The organism is Lysinibacillus sp. UBA5994 (genome assembly GCF_002429725.1).
GTDB classification, from domain to species: domain Bacteria; phylum Bacillota; class Bacilli; order Bacillales_A; family Planococcaceae; genus Lysinibacillus; species Lysinibacillus capsici.
The window spans coordinates 129,483-146,404 of record NZ_DJAU01000056.1 but is presented as its reverse complement, the minus strand read 5'-3'; the positions used below and the strand labels follow the sequence as shown (position 1 = coordinate 146,404).

At 38.8% G+C, this 16,922-nt stretch carries 15 protein-coding genes and 2 riboswitches; of the genes, 9 read left to right on the top strand and 6 right to left on the bottom strand.

Annotated features, from left to right (window positions below):
* Positions 1 to 4: 4 nt before the first annotated feature.
* Positions 5 to 376, bottom strand: coding sequence for a (2Fe-2S) ferredoxin domain-containing protein (locus tag B3D98_RS16970; RefSeq protein ID WP_004231296.1), 372 nt, complete (start codon positions 374 to 376; stop codon positions 5 to 7).
* 146 nt (positions 377 to 522) lie between these two features.
* Positions 523 to 704: riboswitch (cobalamin riboswitch) on the bottom strand.
* Between the two features lie 251 nt (positions 705 to 955).
* A riboswitch (cobalamin riboswitch) is annotated at positions 956 to 1,140 on the top strand.
* 149 nt (positions 1,141 to 1,289) lie between these two features.
* Between B3D98_RS16970 and B3D98_RS16965 the strand changes: the two genes are divergently transcribed.
* From B3D98_RS16965 to B3D98_RS16945, 5 genes are all read left to right on the top strand, one after another.
* Positions 1,290 to 2,036, top strand: coding sequence for an energy-coupling factor ABC transporter permease (locus B3D98_RS16965; protein ID WP_048392343.1), 747 nt, complete (start codon positions 1,290 to 1,292; stop codon positions 2,034 to 2,036).
* A gap of 3 nt (positions 2,037 to 2,039) precedes the next feature.
* Positions 2,040 to 2,312 (top strand): energy-coupling factor ABC transporter substrate-binding protein, encoded by a 273-nt coding sequence (locus B3D98_RS16960; protein ID WP_009370241.1) that lies wholly within the window; start codon positions 2,040 to 2,042, stop codon positions 2,310 to 2,312.
* 5 nt (positions 2,313 to 2,317) lie between these two features.
* Positions 2,318 to 3,091, top strand: coding sequence for a cobalt ECF transporter T component CbiQ (gene cbiQ / locus B3D98_RS16955; protein WP_054549197.1), 774 nt, complete (start codon positions 2,318 to 2,320; stop codon positions 3,089 to 3,091).
* The gene (locus B3D98_RS16950) at positions 3,088 to 3,924 is read left to right on the top strand and encodes an energy-coupling factor ABC transporter ATP-binding protein (RefSeq protein ID WP_259950823.1); all 837 of its coding nucleotides are present in this window, start codon (positions 3,088 to 3,090) and stop codon (positions 3,922 to 3,924) included. The genes cbiQ and B3D98_RS16950 overlap by 4 nt, the downstream gene beginning before the upstream one ends.
* A gap of 147 nt (positions 3,925 to 4,071) precedes the next feature.
* Positions 4,072 to 7,569 (top strand): S8 family serine peptidase, encoded by a 3,498-nt coding sequence (locus B3D98_RS16945; protein ID WP_115673361.1) that lies wholly within the window; start codon positions 4,072 to 4,074, stop codon positions 7,567 to 7,569.
* Between the two features lie 97 nt (positions 7,570 to 7,666).
* Here B3D98_RS16945 and B3D98_RS16940 read toward each other — a convergent pair whose 3' ends face one another.
* Both B3D98_RS16940 and B3D98_RS16935 read right to left on the bottom strand, forming a co-directional pair.
* Positions 7,667 to 8,107: a GNAT family N-acetyltransferase gene (locus B3D98_RS16940; protein ID WP_288584538.1), complete on the bottom strand. Its 441-nt coding sequence runs from the start codon at positions 8,105 to 8,107 to the stop codon at positions 7,667 to 7,669.
* Positions 8,108 to 8,225: 118 nt separating this feature from the next.
* Positions 8,226 to 9,314, bottom strand: coding sequence for a glycosyltransferase (locus tag B3D98_RS16935; RefSeq protein ID WP_259419672.1), 1,089 nt, complete (start codon positions 9,312 to 9,314; stop codon positions 8,226 to 8,228).
* 256 nt (positions 9,315 to 9,570) lie between these two features.
* On the opposite strand from B3D98_RS16935, the gene B3D98_RS16930 reads away from it, so the two are divergent.
* Genes B3D98_RS16930 through B3D98_RS16920 form a run of 3 tightly spaced genes read left to right on the top strand, consistent with a single transcriptional unit; the run spans position 9,571 to position 12,080 of the window.
* A complete protein-coding gene (locus tag B3D98_RS16930) occupies positions 9,571 to 10,170 on the top strand; it encodes a glycosyltransferase family 2 protein (RefSeq protein WP_016993848.1) in 600 nt (199 codons plus the stop codon).
* 30 nt (positions 10,171 to 10,200) lie between these two features.
* The gene (locus tag B3D98_RS16925; protein WP_054549192.1) at positions 10,201 to 11,229 is read left to right on the top strand and encodes a polysaccharide biosynthesis protein; all 1,029 of its coding nucleotides are present in this window, start codon (positions 10,201 to 10,203) and stop codon (positions 11,227 to 11,229) included.
* The gene (locus tag B3D98_RS16920) at positions 11,226 to 12,080 is read left to right on the top strand and encodes an SDR family oxidoreductase (protein ID WP_048392336.1); all 855 of its coding nucleotides are present in this window, start codon (positions 11,226 to 11,228) and stop codon (positions 12,078 to 12,080) included. Before B3D98_RS16925 ends, B3D98_RS16920 begins: the two co-directional genes overlap by 4 nt.
* Before the next feature lie 47 nt (positions 12,081 to 12,127).
* On the opposite strand, the gene B3D98_RS16915 is transcribed toward B3D98_RS16920, so the two are convergent.
* The 3 genes from B3D98_RS16915 to B3D98_RS16905 are packed head-to-tail and all read right to left on the bottom strand — an operon-like array spanning position 12,128 to position 15,589.
* The gene (locus B3D98_RS16915; protein ID WP_048392335.1) at positions 12,128 to 12,880 is read right to left on the bottom strand and encodes an alpha/beta fold hydrolase; all 753 of its coding nucleotides are present in this window, start codon (positions 12,878 to 12,880) and stop codon (positions 12,128 to 12,130) included.
* Between the two features lie 24 nt (positions 12,881 to 12,904).
* On the bottom strand, positions 12,905 to 14,143 hold the full coding sequence (locus B3D98_RS16910) for a DNA polymerase IV (protein WP_004231271.1): 1,239 nt from the start codon (positions 14,141 to 14,143) through the stop codon (positions 12,905 to 12,907).
* Between the two features lie 48 nt (positions 14,144 to 14,191).
* Positions 14,192 to 15,589: a PLP-dependent aminotransferase family protein gene (locus B3D98_RS16905; protein ID WP_004231269.1), complete on the bottom strand. Its 1,398-nt coding sequence runs from the start codon at positions 15,587 to 15,589 to the stop codon at positions 14,192 to 14,194.
* A 128-nt stretch (positions 15,590 to 15,717) separates the two neighbouring features.
* On the opposite strand from B3D98_RS16905, the gene B3D98_RS16900 reads away from it, so the two are divergent.
* Positions 15,718 to 16,881 carry a PLP-dependent aminotransferase family protein gene (locus tag B3D98_RS16900; protein ID WP_048392333.1) on the top strand — a complete coding sequence of 388 codons (1,164 nt, stop codon included), beginning with the start codon at positions 15,718 to 15,720 and terminating at the stop codon, positions 16,879 to 16,881.
* The last annotated feature ends 41 nt before the right edge of the window (positions 16,882 to 16,922 follow it).

The following is a 16,922-nucleotide window of genomic DNA, read 5'->3' as shown; positions in this document are numbered from 1 at the left end:
GTTGTTACCCCTCTTTCACCTTTTCGATCCCTTTAATGGCAGTTGTTTGAGCAGTACGCTGTAATGTACCTTCACGAAGTGTAAAGACATGTTCGTTGTATAAGGATTCATGATGTAAATCTTGTACTAGTGTTCTAGCATGCTCTGTTGATGGCACACGATACCAGTTTCCTTGAGGATAAGCGATTACCACACAAGCATCCTTGCAGCGTCCATTACAGCGCGTTCTTGTCGTATGTATTTCCTGATCGAGTGCTTGCCGCTGTATCTCATCTCGAATGGCTAAGGTAATTTCCTCCCCATCCTTTTTCATGCAGCTACTGCCATTGCAAATAAAGAGATGTGTTTTCATCCCCTCTAAATTCCAAGTTGTCATCTTCTGTCTCCCCTCATTTGCTTTTTGGAAAAAGAAAAACCTTTACTCTATAACGAAGAGTAAAGGTTTTGTAGAAGCCAAATAAAAACGAATAGAATGAAATACAGGTACCCGCTTTCGCTTCAACTTCTCCCTCCGAAAAGTTTGCATGCACAATCAAATAAGCAGGTTTCCTGACTTAAGCTTCATTTTACTGTCGCACCTTCCCAAGTTTGCACCAGTGGCTTTGCGATTTCATCAGCTATTACAGTAGCGGGGGCTGTATTGGATTTTCACCAATTTCCCTATTATCTCGAGCTATTCGAGCACTTATTGACGTTTTATATGAAATTTTTAGTAGAATTTTAAATAGAAAACTGTCTTTATCATATCTTATTATTTTAAAATTTCAATATTTCTTTAAAAATTTATGACAAATTTATCAATTTTGAATGGAACTAGGTATGAAATTTATACAATCTATATAATTTGCGCACAAAATTTTATCAGAATATTCACCGTTGACCTTTAATTTAAAAAATTTCATAAAAGGTATAGCATATTTATGGAAATTCATGTTACACTTTGTCGTGAAATCTCACAATTTGAATGTTTTTCGGTGCAAAGTGCTTGTCATTTTGCTTAAAAGGGAAGCCGGTTTGAGTCCGGCGCGGTCCCGCCACTGTAATAGGGAGCTTTATAGAATATGTCACTGTCCAACGGATGGGAAGACCTATAAAGCATTGAACTAGAGCCAGGAGACCTGCCGAAAAATAAGTGATCGTTTCAACCTACGAGGATAGGTGTGCGGCTTAGCAGATGAGACTGTTATTTGCTTTTTTAGCTATGCACTTTTCCACCTAAGGAGAAGTGCTTTTTTTAATTACGCACGCAATATTCTAAAAATCTATTAATTAGTTAGGAGGAAAGCTTTTTGAAATTATCATGGTGGAAACTTAGTTATTTTTTACTGGCCTTTTTAATCGTGCCAAAACGTGCCTTTGCCATGCATATCATGGAAGGTTTTTTACCAATCGAATGGGCTATTTTTTGGTGGGTGATCTCTATCCCATTTATCATTCTAGGATTGCGTTCTATTCGAAAAACCATTGATGAAAATCCTGAAACCAAAATGCTTTTGGGGCTTTCAGGAGCCTTTGCCTTTGTGCTATCCGCCCTAAAAATCCCTTCAGTTACAGGTAGTTGCTCTCACCCAACTGGTGTAGGACTTGGGACAGTACTCTTTGGCCCTCTAGCAATGAGTGTAATTGGAACAATCGTTTTATTATTTCAATCTTTATTATTAGCTCATGGAGGAATTACAACTTTAGGGGCTAATGCCTTTTCTATGGCTATTGTTGGTCCTTTTATTGCTTACTTTGTCTTTAAAGGGGCTCAAAAAGTAGGGTTGTCATTTTCACTAGCCATATTCTTTGCAGCTATGCTTGGTGATTTAGGTACATACATTGTGACTTCTGTACAACTAGCACTAGCCTTTCCTTCAGAGGTTGGAGGCTTTATGGCATCCTTTACAAAGTTTGCAGGTATTTTTGCCTTAACTCAAATTCCTTTAGCAGTGAGTGAAGGAATTTTAACGGTCATTGTGATGAATTTCTTGAAAAAATACAATGTTAGCGAATTAAAAACGTTACGTGTTTTCTCAACAAAGGAGGCACATTAACAAATGAAAAAAAATTTATTGTTATTAGCAATTGTTGTGTTGTTAGCCATCATTCCCTTATTCATACAAAAAGGTGCTGAATTTGGTGGTGCTGATGGAGAAGCAGAAGCAGCTATTGGTGAAATTAATGCGGAATATGAACCATGGTTTGAAAGTCTATGGGAGCCACCAAGTGGTGAAATCGAAAGCTTATTATTCGTGCTACAGGCAGCTATAGGAGCTGGCTTTATTGGCTACTTCATCGGCTATATGCGTGGCAAACACAAAGAAGGTTAACCATTATGTTACTCATTGATAAGTATGCCTATCTGAATAAGCTAGCGTCCGTTCATCCGCTAGAAAAAATGATATTTTCACTTGGACTACTTCTCATAACGCTCATCATGAGAGATGAACGACTTTCACTCATTACATTTTTTGTAATGAGTGCTTTTATCATTTTAGGTGCAAAAATTCCGCTTGCATACTACGGCAAATTATTATTGCTACCTAGCTTTTTCTTATTAACAAGTCTCGTATCTATTTTACTTTCCTTTACATCATCAACGAATACACTCCCTGCCCATATTTGGTCGTTTACATTTAGGAATTGGACTGTCTTTATTGGGAATGCAAGTGTGTTAGCAGCGCAACAGCTGTTCTTTATTGTCCTTGGTAGCATTAGTTGTTTATACTTTTTAATTCTAACCACTTCCGTACAAGGAATATGTTATGTGCTACGACAATGGCGACTCCCCTCTTTATTAGTGGAGCTCGTCGAACTAATCTATCGTTTTATTTTTATGTTTTTAGAAAGCATGCAAAATATACATCTCGCCCAGCAAGCACGTCTTGGCTATCATTCACCGATGCAATGGCTACGCTCTGTCTCCATGCTTATTGTGGCATTATTTGTGGAAATGTTTCAGCGTAGCCGAGAGCTCAACAATGCCATGCAATCACGTGGAGGCGAGGCCGTCTACTGGCAAGAGATGGGCTCTTATAGCAAGAAAAATTGGCTAGGCATGGCAGCTATTTTACTAGTCCTCATCGTATATGGAGGGTATTTTACATGACAGCATTTTATTTTGAACTCAACCAATTATCTTATGCCTATGCGGATGGTACGAAGGCGTTGTCAGATATTACATTAGACATTCCAAAAGGTAAAAAAATCGCCATACTCGGACATAATGGCGCAGGAAAATCGACTTTATTTCAGCATCTTAACGGTATTTTAAAACCTACAGCTGGAACGATTGTATTCGAAGGCAACGATCTGGAATATAGTCGAAAAGCTTTAAAGGCCCTACGCCAAAAAGTCGGCATTGTTTTTCAGAATGCAGATCATCAGCTTTTTTCAGGGACCGTCAAGCAAGATATAGCATTTGGCCCATTGAATCTCGGCTGGTCTACTGAAAAAACGGAAGAAAAAATAGCATGGGCCGTTGCGCAAACCGAAGTGGAAGATTTGCTTGATAAACCCATTCATTTTTTAAGCGTAGGTCAGAAAAAACGTGTAGCAATGGCAGGTGTTTTAGCGATGGAGCCCTCTGTCCTTTTGTTAGATGAACCAACAGCAGGTCTTGATAATTATTATGCTACACAAGTATTACAATACTTAGCCAATTTAGATGATGGTGAGAGAACCATTTTACTAGCAACCCATGACATACCTCTCGCCTATGAATGGGCCGATCTAATCATTGTTATGGAGGCTGGAAAAATTATTTATAACGGTGATCCAATCACCTTGTTTTATGAAGACGAATTGTTACATCGCGCGCATCTTGAACGTCCATGGATTTTTGAAATGGTCATAGCTTTGCAAAAAAAGAAGCTATTGCAGGAAAATATCAACATCCCTCGTTCCAAGCAGGAGCTACAACAATTAATAGAACAGATCTAAAGCTTTTAACAATGCTAGGTTTTTTCGTTATACCTACCAAAAATTAAAATAGCAAAGAAAAATTTTCCTCCATTACGAAACTTTTCTAATATTTGTCCGTATTAATATAGTCGAGATTTAATTTATAACACCAAGGAGAGATAACAATTGAAAAGTTGGTATAAAAAATCAGTCGCTGTTGTAGCATCTGCTGCACTCATGGTTCCTGCTGCTTCTGCCTTTGCTGAGGCACCTCAGCATAAAGCGAAAAACATGCTGGCAAACAGTGCGAAACAAACAGAGAAGAATGAAGAAAAATGGATGAGTAAGGATACAATTGTTATCAAGCATTCAGGTCTTGATAAAAACGTACATAAAAAAATTGGCTCCAAGGTCATCCGCTCCATTCCTTCATTAGGGTATGATGTTGTACAACTAAATAAAGGCGTATCGATCGAAAAAGCCGTCTCTTACTATTTAAAGCAAAACGGAATATCAAGTGTATCTCCTAGTTACATCTATCATTCTTTTAATAAAGAAGCTGATCCTAAAAAACAAGAGATGTATCATTTAAACTTACTGCAAATGGATAAGGCACTAGAATTAGCAGGCAACCATGATGTCACAGTTGCTGTCATTGATTCTGGTGTAGATTTTAAACACCCCGATCTAAAGTCACAAGTACTCCCACCCTATAATGCAGCAGCACCTGCTAATACTACCTATTCAGGCGATCACGGAACACATGTGGCAGGTATTATCGCCGCAGCAAAAGATAATGGCGTAGGTGGGCATGGGATTAATCCGAATGCAAAGTTACTGCCAATTGATGTATTTAACGGCAAAGAAGGTGCTAATGATTTCATCATTGCACAGGGTATTCTTTATGCAATTGAGCAGGGCGTTGACGTCATTAATATGAGTCTAGGAGGCTATGGTGAATCTCCCCTGATGAAGGAAGCCGTTCAGAAGGCGATTGATAGTGGGATTACAATTGTGGCGGCCGCAGGAAATGAATCGACAGATGAATATTCCTTCCCTGCTTCTTTCGAAGGTGTCATTAGTGTTGGTTCAACAAACGAACGCAACAAACTATCAAGCTACTCCAATTACGGACCATCTGTGGATATTGTTGCACCAGGTGAAGACATTTATAGTACCGTTCATGATGCGAAGAAAGGATCATCTTTTGTCAAGTTTAGTGGAACATCCATGGCCTCTCCTGTCGTGGCAGGTATCGCCTCTCTTCTTAAATCCAAAGACCCATCTTTAAAACCGCATCAAATAGAAGCGATTTTAGAAATGACCGCACAAGATTTGGGCGAGAAAGGCTATGATCTTACTTATGGTCACGGATTAGTCGATCCTGTAAAAGCATTACAATTTGATTTAAATAAATTGCCTAAGCATTATTCAGAGACAAAGGAAGATCGTATTAAGAACGCCAAGATCCTTGCTAAAAATAAGCTAAATACAGAACAGGGTGCTTTTGAACAGCAAGACGAAAAGAAATGGTATAAAGTCGATTTAGAAGAAAATGAATATGCTCAATTAACATTAAAAGGCGCTGACAAATACGACTATGCCTTTGATTTATATTTCTACCCAAATAGCGGGATTGGAGATGTAGAGCCTATCCATGTCAATGATGTTCGCGTAGGAAAAAAAGAAGGTTATCTATTTAAAGCAGATCAAAAGGGAACGCTTGTTATTGGTGTCAAAGATCATAATGGAAGCTATAGTTTAAAAGGCAAATCTACTTACATTTTTACAGCACAAACGACGAAGGACTTGCCAATTGATACAATAGACAAGTCTACGATGGAGCCTATTAAAAAGTTCCCATATAGTACAGCAGGTAAAAACTATACATTACTGTCAAAAGATCAACAACAAGATCAAGATTACTTCACGTTCTCTGTCAAAAAACCGACGACGTTACAATTTGATCTATCGGGAATTCCTGGTGTCACTGCCTCTATGGAGCTTTATCTAAAAGATGACTTTAATCCTGTGCCACCAGAAGAAATCGATCAAGCTGAAAATGATGAAGGTGAAGAAGAAGCCTATCCAATGCAGACCGCTTATGGTACAGCAAAAGGTGAACCGGTTCGTATGATTATCGACGCTGTTCCAGATCAAGAGTACGTTTTAAGTGTATCTAATGAAAGTAATAGCGAGTTTTCTATGGAGATGTTCTTTAGTGGCGGCATCGAAAAAGAAGAAACGATCAGTGAATCGATGATCCCTTACACATTAAAAGGTGAAGTAGTTTCCCTCCCACCTGATGAGGATGGTCTACCTGTAGATGAAGCCATGATCGAAGAAAATGTTCCAGAGAGCCAATTACCGCTTATAGAAAACAACATAAAAAAACGTAATGAAATTGACAGCCTGATGAGTATGTTATTGAATCCTACGGCTTCAGGCAACCTAGAAAATGTTGACCCTATCATTAAGCAGGCAATCCGCTTTGAAATAGGTGACGATCAAAAAGCTTATTTCCAAACAGATTATGATGAGGATTATTTCTTATTTAAAGCGAAGGAAGACGCCCTTTATAGCTTCAGCTTTTTGAAAGGCATGAACCAAATGCCGACAGGTACAGTGTTTGAATATGATGAAGAAACAAAAGAATTAATTCCCGTTTCTTCCTTAACTAATGACCTTGGTATACTGGCATTACTACTTGGTTCAGCTGGTAACGAAGACGATGCAAAGGTCATACCATTGAAAAAGGACAAAACATACGTGGTAGCCGTTGTCAATGCTGGAGAACGATCTGCTGAGCCTTATACATTGAAAACAAAGAAAATAGGCGATATTCCAGCAGAGTACAATCCAAACAATCATGAGGAAGCAAAAGCGCTAAAAATTCAACCAGGTACTACTTATAGAGACCACCTGATTTATCAAGATGATGTAGATTATTACTACTATAAGCAACAAGGCAATGATGAGGTCATGAGTCTGCTTCTTTCTTCAGTTCCTTTTACTAATGAACAATTGGCTCAGCTACCTAAAGAACTGCAAAAAGACTTGAAATTTGCAGGAGCTATTATCGAAGATACGAACGGCAATATGAAGATTGATGCCAAAGAAATGGAGACAGAAATTCCATTTGGCTTAGGTGATAATATTCTTGAAATGTTACTTGGAATGATGGGTACAAACGATGTAAATACATCGTTTAAGGCGAAGAAGGATCGAGGCTATTTTATTCTAGTCAACAGCATGGGGCTTGGCCAAGTATCGATTCAGCCTTATACATTAACATTGTTTGATCATAAGCATGTGGATGAAGATGCGGATTCAAAATTAGTAAATGGAGTACCTAGCAAGCCATCTGTTCTTGTGAAAAAGGATGAGAAATGGGTTGCAACGCAATATTTAAATGCAGGTATACCATTTGGTGATAAAGACTATTTTGAATGGAATAACGATCAGAAACGCGAAGTCTTCTTCTCACTCCAAACAGAAAAAGCGTTGGATGGTGTTATTCGAGTGTTAGATGCAAACGGAAAAACCGTCAAAACATTCGATCTTTACGGTGTTGGTGATGCCGAGGTTGGTACGGTGGAGCTGGATGCAGGCAAATACTATATTGAAGTAAGTGAGTTTGATGGCAAAGCTAGCACACAACCCTATACGCTTGAAATAAAATAGTTAGAATTAAAAATATCCCCTAGATCAAAACGATCTAGGGGATATTTATGATCTGAAAGAAGCATTTTCATCCAACGATGAGATTCACCACTTCGGCTTACATAAAATATTTAACATAATTACAATATTCATCTTGCTTCATTTGTAGCTTTTCATAAAGCTTACGTGCATTTACATTATCAGCCGCCGTTTGTAACGTGACATAGCGAGCATACTGTTGCTCGCAATAATGAAATACCTTTTCCATCAATGCCTTGCCCACCCCTAGGCCTCTAGCATCTTCTGTTACATAAATATCATTTAAAATATAGGCTCGCTGTAAAGCAATGGACGAAAATGTTGGATATAATTGTGTAAATCCAATTATCTTGTCATCCATCAGCGCGATAAAAATGACGGATTCTTTCAAGGCCAATCGTAATTGTAAAAATGCCTTGGCACTGCTTATATCTGACTCAATTCCATAAAATTGACGATATTCATCAAACAGTTTTGCTAAGTCCTCTAGTTCACCCATTGTTGCTTGTAGTATTTCCATTCTAGTCTCCCCTTGTGTCTACCCATGATTGTCTAGCTTTATAAAACTAGTTTTTATTATATAGGAAATACTGGTATAAAGAAAAGAATACTCCTCTCAATCCAGAAAAGATTCACTTTTATTCACCTAAATAATTGGCAACCTTCTTGACGATCTGCCTCCAATTTAATTCCTTGCGGGCAAATGCTTGAAGCTGGACACAAGTATCTGCCAATAATGATTCGTGTGCTGCAACTTGTTGCAATGTCTGACCTATCGCCTCCCAATCATGTGTAGGATGGATTGTACCAAAACGCTGTTGTTGTGTAATATCAGCAGCACCATCCACATCTGTTGTCACGATATAGCAACCATTTTTAGCTGCCTCCGCAAAGACATGGGCATAACATTCGACTAAAGACGTTAAGCAAAAAATTTTAGCCTTACGATACTCCTCTTCTAGCTGGACCTTATCAACAATAGGTCCTACCATCGTTACTTGAGCGGCAAACGGATGACTATCTAGTAATAGTCTCAGCTCTTCTTGAAATGAGACTGACATCGGCCCTACTAAACGAAGCTCCCAATCTGGCAGTTGTGCTGCTAAAAATGCCTTGACTGTCAAAATTGTTTGCTTCTCTGGTGCATCCAATCGCCCAACTGTTAGAATTCTATTTTCTTTCTCGTGAAACGGCACTGGCTCTGTGGGGAAATGTTCATAAAAACCATTGGGTATATGTTTAACATCCAATTGTGAAAAGTCTTTGATTGCTGTTTGAATAGATATGCATTCAGAGGTAAGGAGATCACAAAGCTGCAACAACTCTAAAAAATAGGGATAGGTTTTTAATCGATTTAGCCAAAATCGATTAACATCTAATTTCATATAAATTTTGCCATTTGGATTAAAATGCTTATAGGTTTTCAAAATAGCTAAATAGGATGGATAGGGTCCAATAGCAAAGGCAATGTCGATGTCCCTTGCATGCTGGGCTAAATAAGCATTCATATTCACCACATAATCATCTTCAAATGGTACAGACTCAAATTTTACAGTGGGAAAGACTTGTTGAAGTAGAGCTTCATTCATTTCTGTCGTGACAATAGTGACCTCATAGCCTAAATGTTCCCCCAATAAAATAGGCACTAGACACAAATCTTTGAAAATATGGGCATCCGAAAGTTTGTAAGATTCCACGCTACAAATAAATGCTATTCTTTTTGTCATCGTATCCCTCTTTCTAAAAAAAGCGCTCTCGCTAGTTTATGACCTCTCTTGCTAAATGTGCTTATGTTAGTAAATTTTCGTCTTTCTTATGCCATATCTCTAGTAAACATAAAAATTCTATCTAAAAACACTCTCTTAAAAACATCCTAAAATAAGCAATTGCCTACAGTAGCACTACGTCTACGCATATTGTATTAAAGGATCTACTCAGTCACATGGAACAACTCTACTAATGAACATAGAATGGAGGGATCAGATGAAGATTAGTTTTTTATCACCTGCATTTAATAGCGAAGAATGGATCGTAACGATGCTTGATAGTATTCCTAAAGAATATGCCTATGAAATTATTGTGGTAGATGATGGCTCTACAGACAATACGCTAGCCATTTTACAGGATTATCAGAAAAACTGTGCAGCTTTAAAAATCATCGTTCACCCAACGAATTTAGGTGCGAGTGTTGCCTACAATCGCTGCATTGCAGAAGCGACAGGAGATTATATAGCCATCATCGATAGTGATGACCACTATTTACCTGCTATTCGCAATGTACTAGCACAAGTGGATGGCACATTTGATATTTACTATTACAACATGATTATTAAAAATGGCTTTGCTTTTATTAAAGATGAATCCAACCGCTATTCCTTACCTGGGCAATTTAAGATTATCAGGAGAAGTTTAATTGGAGATGCGAAATTTACGATACGCAAAGATATTGCAGGAGATTGGGATTTTAATTGCGCCCTGATGGATAAAAATCCGACAAGTAAATATACTAACGAATTTGCTTATTGGTACAACTACCCTAGGGAGAACTCAGAATGTGACCTACATCAAAGAGGATTGAAATAATAGCATGCAGGAGGTGTAACGAACTATACAATGTTTACAGATAAAATATTATTGATTACTGGAGGCACGGGCTCTTTCGGGAACGCCGTATTAAAGCGATTCTTAAATACGGATATCAAGGAAATTCGGATTTTTTCAAGGGATGAAAAAAAGCAAGATGATATGCGAAAACACTATCAGCATACAAAAATTAAATTTTATATCGGGGATGTCCGCGATATTCAAAGCATTCACAATGCGATGTATAATGTTGACTATGTATTTCATGCCGCCGCTCTCAAGCAAGTTCCCTCCTGCGAATTTTTTCCCTTAGAAGCTGTGAAAACCAATATTTTAGGAACAGATCACGTACTAACAGCAGCCATTCAAGCTGGCGTCAAGAAAATCATTTGCCTGTCGACAGATAAGGCCGCGTACCCTGTCAATGCGATGGGTATATCCAAGGCAATGATGGAAAAAACGTTTATTGCAAAGTCACGAATGGTTGACCCTCACCATACCCTAATTTGTGGCACTCGATACGGTAATGTCATGGCTTCACGAGGCTCGGTTATCCCATTATTCATTGAACAAATAAAGGCTGGGAAACCTTTAACGATTACGGACCCTCATATGACACGTTTTATGATGAGCCTTGAGGAAGCGGTAGAATTGGTATTGTACGCATTCTCACATGCTCAAAACGGGGATATTATGGTGCAAAAATCACCTGCTGCCACAATAGCAAATTTAGCACAGGCTTTACTTGAGATCTTTCAAGCAAACAACGCCATGCAAATTATCGGAACACGGCACGGAGAAAAAATGTATGAAGTATTATGTACGAAGGAGGAAGCAGCAAAAGCTATTGATATGGGCCATTTCTATCGAATCCCCGCGGATAATCGGGATTTAAATTATGGAAAATACCTCGATGAGGGCTCTCCAAAAATTACATTAACGGATGAATATAACTCGAACAATACCCAACAATTAAGTGTGGCTGACATTAAAGTAAAGCTATTAACATTGCCTCTTATACAAGAAGAGCTCCTTCATTGGACAGGAGGAAAACCATGAAATTTTTAGTGCTCGGTGCTACAGGCATGGCTGGTCATACCATTGCCATCTATTTATGTGAACAAGGGCATGATGTAACAACATACTCTCGAACCCCTTTTCCCTATGGCAATAATAGAACAGGTGATGTGACAGACTCCCATTTTTTAAGGTCGCTACTACTAGACAATGAGGTAGATGTCGTCATTAATTGTATTGGTGTTTTAAACAATGCTTGTGAGGCTCATCCTGCCCAAAGTGTTTTACTGAATAGCTATTTACCGCATGCCATTGTATCTCTCCTTGAAAATCGTCACACAAAGCTTATTCATCTAAGTACCGACTGCGTATTTTCAGGCAAAAGTGCTCCCTACTATGAAAATAGTGTACTAGACGGGGAAACCTTTTATGACCGCACCAAAGGTATAGGGGAAGTGAATAACGACAAGCACATAACATTTCGTAATTCCATAATTGGTCCTGATTTGAAAAAGGATGGCATCGGACTCTTCAATTGGTTTATGCAACAAAAAAGTCCCGTCTATGGCTATTCGGGTGCTATTTGGACGGGAGTGACAACACTTACTTTGGCTAAAGCCATTGAACGTGCTGCACAACAAGATTTAACAGGACTCTATCATCTCGTCAATACGACAAATATTTCTAAACACGATCTACTGCATCTATTTAATAAGCACTTACTGAACAACAGTATAAAAATTCTTCCTCATCACCTTGTTCAAATCAATAAAACATTAATAAATACAAGAAATGACTTTTCATTTATTGTCCCTAGCTACGAAGAAATGATGATAGAGATGAAGGAATGGATATTGCAGCATAAACACTTATATCCTCACTATTTTCAATGATCCATACATCAACTCCATTATGGATGACGATTCGTAATGGGGTTCCCCTACCGAATAACTGTCCCTTCAGGTAATTGACCATCCTTAATCCAATTCTCTACAAAGCGATTAAAAAATGCAGGCTGGGCTAATGAGACGCCGTGACCGATGTTCTTCAATAACACACCCTTGCTATTTGGATGACTTTGCACAAGTGCTTTAGCGGATTTTCTCATGTTGCTTTTCTCTTTTTCTCCCACAGTTATTAGGATCTTTCCTTGAGCTTTGTTAAAGTCAGCTGGGATGGAAAATGACATATTTTCTCGCAAAATTTGAATCAATGTATCTACTTTCATCGTGGCACTCTCTTGATAGTAACGCTCAAAATAATCTTCTTGAATGTACAGGGCTTTTGCTTGAAGTTTCGCAAATGTTTTATTTTTTATAAGCGGAAATGACAGCCGAATAAACGGTTGAAGCATCCTTTCTACAGTAGGAGAGGGTATCACGAGCGCACTATTGATGATCGTAAAATCGATTAAACTAGGCTGTAGACTTAGCATTTGAATAGCGATTTGCGCTCCTAAAGAGAAACCAATTACTATAACAGGCTTCCCATTGGCTTTTTTCTCAATAAGCAGAAGAAGCTCTTTCGCACTTTGTTCAATGGAAAATGGATTGTATGTCATTAGCTCAGGTATAACACAGTGATAATGGGAAAAATGGCGAACTTGCTGATCCCACATCCACCCTCCAACGCCCCCTCCATGAATAAACATCATGAAAGGATTGTTAGCATCCCCATACTCCTTGTATTGCATAGATACACCTACTTTCATTCTTTCTCATTCATGGTCATCTAAAAAATCTTTACTAAAGCTTGTTTGTGATTGATAGGAGGAACGTTTCCCTAAATCTACACCACGTTTTATAATCCCCTTGCCAAACCGTCCCTCAATTTCATCGACAAGCTTGAGAATCGGTTCATCTTTCGCATGCTCCTGAAAATCAAATATCGATAATTGCTGTGAATAATCTTTACGATCCACCACATTGGAAACCGTTACACCAAGTAATCTTACAGGAGATTCATCCCAATGCTTATCAAATAAAGTACAAGCAATGTCGTAAATTTCTTCATAACGATACAGGACATTGGACATTGTTTTCGAACGTGTATGATTATGCCAATCAGCATCCCGTATTTGAATGCTCACAGTTGAACCTGCTAAGCGCTTGGCATCAAGACGCTCCACCACTTTTTTACATAGACCTTCGATTGTTTTATGAAGTGTACGAACATCTGTTACATCTTCTGGTAATGTTGTTGAATTCCCAACGCTTTTCGTATCAAAGATTGCCTCAGGATCGACCATGCGCTGATCCACCCCATTGGCCCTTGCTCGAAGCCGTACCCCATTCTTCCCTAATATTTGCTTCATTTTAAATTCTTCTGTCTTAGCTAAATCACCTATTGTAAAGATGCCTTGTGCATTTAATTTTTTAGCAGTACTTGCTCCAATCCCATGCATGTTGACAACCTCACGATGCCATAATTGCTGTTCAATATCCCGTATTCGTAGTACAGTAATCCCCATTGGTTTCTTCATATCAGAGGCTGTTTTCGCTAAAAATTTATTCGGTGCAATACCGATGGAACAAGGTAAATCCAGCTCAGCTAAAATGCGCGCTTGTATTTCCTGGGCAATACTTAAGGCATGCCGTTCCTTGCTTAGCTCAGTCACATCCAAGTAGCCCTCATCAATCGAAACAGGCTCTACTAATGGTGTATAGCTTCGAAGAATGGTGAACATTTCTTTAGATGCATGACGATACTTTTGAAAATCTGGAGGTAATAACAATAGCTCAGGACATTTACGCTTCGCTTCATGAACAGTCATAGTTGTATAAATGCCTAGCGCTCTTGCTTCATATGAACAAGTTACTAAAATGCCACGCCGTTCCTTTGGGTTCCCTGCAATTGCGATAGGCTTCCCCTTTAAACTTGGGTCATGTGCTTGCTCCACAGAAGCATAGAAACTGTTCATATCCACATGCAAAATAACACGCCCTTTATGTGCCATGCACATCACCTCGTTTCTTTCTTAGCCTTATTATACGCCCCATAACCTCTAATCAACAAATGCATAATCACCATTACTTTCGAGGAGGTCCTTTAAAATAATTAACGCTTGCTCAAGTTGAGATTCTGGTGCTGCAATGGCTAAACGAACGGCATTGACAGGCTTTGTATTCCCTACGGCAAAGCGTTCCGCTGCATAGACTTGTACACCAGCTTTCGAAGCTAACAATTCAAATTGAACACCCGTAAATTTGTCAGGCAATTGGAGCCACCTAAAAATACATTCCTCATCCCCTAATATGTGATAATCCCCTAAATACTGATCGACAAGCGCATTTTGCTGCTTGGCATATGCTCGGTGTTTTTCTAATATCGTTTGGGCAACACCTTCATGGATTAATCGTGCTGCAAGCTCCAGCATGATAGGAGAAACGGAAATGTTGATATTATAGAGCGTTTCCATTATTTTTTTACGTAGCGCAGGTGGTGTCACAAGGAAGGATAATCGTAAACCAGGTGATAGTGTTTTAGATAGGCTAGCAATGTAAATAACCTTATCGGGTGCATAAGAAGCAATTGGAGCAAGCGGTTGCTCCTTGAGAAAGCTATAGATAGCATCCTCGATTACAAGCAAATCCTTCTGTCTTGCCACGTCTGCAATCATTTTTCTTGTTTCTACTGACATCGTATGAGTCGTTGGGTTATGAAAATCAGGGATCACATAGATTCCTTTGATATGCTCATTTTTACAAGCATATAGTAATCCTTCTTTTGTCATTTCACCCTGACATTGTTGGATAGCCACAAGCTGGATACCAAGCATATTTGCAGCTGTTTTAATGCCTGCATAGGTAATTGGATCTGTACCAATGCGGTCGCCTGGCTGAAATAAAGCTGCAAGGGTTCCCACAATGGCATTTTGTCCGCCTGCTCCTAGAAGAATAGGCTGGTCTGTTTGAAAATTTACTAGTTCGAGTAGCTTCATCACGGCTTCGTTTTGCCATGCATTGCCCTCAGGTCGTCCATATTGAAATAGCATGCTAAAACTAGGTTCGTTTATCATTTTCTTCATAAAGCGTGTAATATCATCATTAACAAAATTATCTGGTAAAACAGAGCCCATTTCAATGATAGGTGTGGCATGGTTGGTTGGCAGTAACATTTTATTGCTAGCCGCATCTGTTGAAACGAATGTACCGCTGCCAATCGAGGCATAAATTAATCCTTTTTGGCCACAAAGCTTAAAGGCTCTTGTAATCGTACTCAAATTCACATCTAAAAAATCAGCTAATTCACGCTGGGGTGGCAATTTTGTGCCTGGTACTAGCTTTCCATCCTTAATATCTTGTTCTAGCTGATGTGCGATGGCTATATATAACGGAGCAGAAATATTGCTAATATCCGGCTTCCAACTCATTGGATACTCGTCAAATGAATTAATAGGCATTCACTAGGCCCTTCTTTCTCTTAATTTGCATACAATAGTTTAATTGTCTTGCATACAATGATAATATTGTATGCACTCGATGACAATGATATAATTTTTAAAAAATCAGAAAAAAAGGACCGATAATTATGCAATATTCTGAAAGAATCTTAAAAACACCATCCTCATTTATTCGAAATATTTTAAAAGTGACAGATGCCGAGGACGTTATTTCCTTTGCAGGCGGGCTTCCAAACCCGATTTCTTTCCCGATTGATGCATTGAGAGCATCCGTAGACCATGCTATTACAGTAAATGGCAGCCGATTATTCCAATATTCATCCACACAGGGTTATGCACCATTGCGTGAATATATTGCCGCGAAATATCAACGTGTCCATGGACTTGATGTACATGCTGACGATGTCTTTATTACTACAGGTTCACAGCAAGCGCTTGAACTAATTGGTAAAGTACTTATCAATAAAGGCGATGGCATTATCATCGAAGAGCCAGGTTACCTAGGGGCTATTCAAGCCTTTACTTTAACAGAGCCAACTTTCCATGGTGTTACGCTAGAAAATGATGGTCTTAACTTAGAAGAGTTAGAGCGTGCTCTACAACAACCAAATGTAAAATTCATTTATACGGTGCCGAACTTCCAAAACCCAACAGGACTCACATATTCGAAAGAAAAGCGTGAGCAAATTTGCGAAATAGTGGCAAAATACGATGTTGCTTTAATTGAGGATGATCCATACGGGGAGCTACGTTTCCAAGGGGAGCCACTTCCATATATCGGTGCTGGTAAATTAGAAAATAGTATTTTACTAGGTTCTTTCTCTAAAACGGTCACACCAGGCATGCGTCTTGGCTTTATTATCACAAAAAACAAAGAGCTATTGCAGCATATTGAAACAGCGAAGCAAGCATCTGATCTTCATACTAATATTTTTTCACAATATGTTATCTACGATTACTTAGCAAGTAATGATTATACCGAACATGTAAAGAAAATTATTGCTTTATATAAAAATCAGTCGGATGCGATGCTTGATGCTATGCAGGAGTTTTTCCCTGCCCATGTTGAATATACTCGACCTGAGGGTGGCATGTTCATTTGGGCAACAATGAAGGACGGTACACCGGCCCTTGATGTATTCAATAAAGCGATGGAACAAAAGGTAGCCTTCGTGCCTGGCGATCCATTCTACACATCAAAAACGAATGTGAATACAATGCGTCTTAACTATACAAATGCAACACCTGAAGTCATCCGTGAGGGAATTAAACGTTTAGCTAGTATTTTATAAAACGAAAACGTATAAACGCTGTGAAAAGCGTTTATACGTTT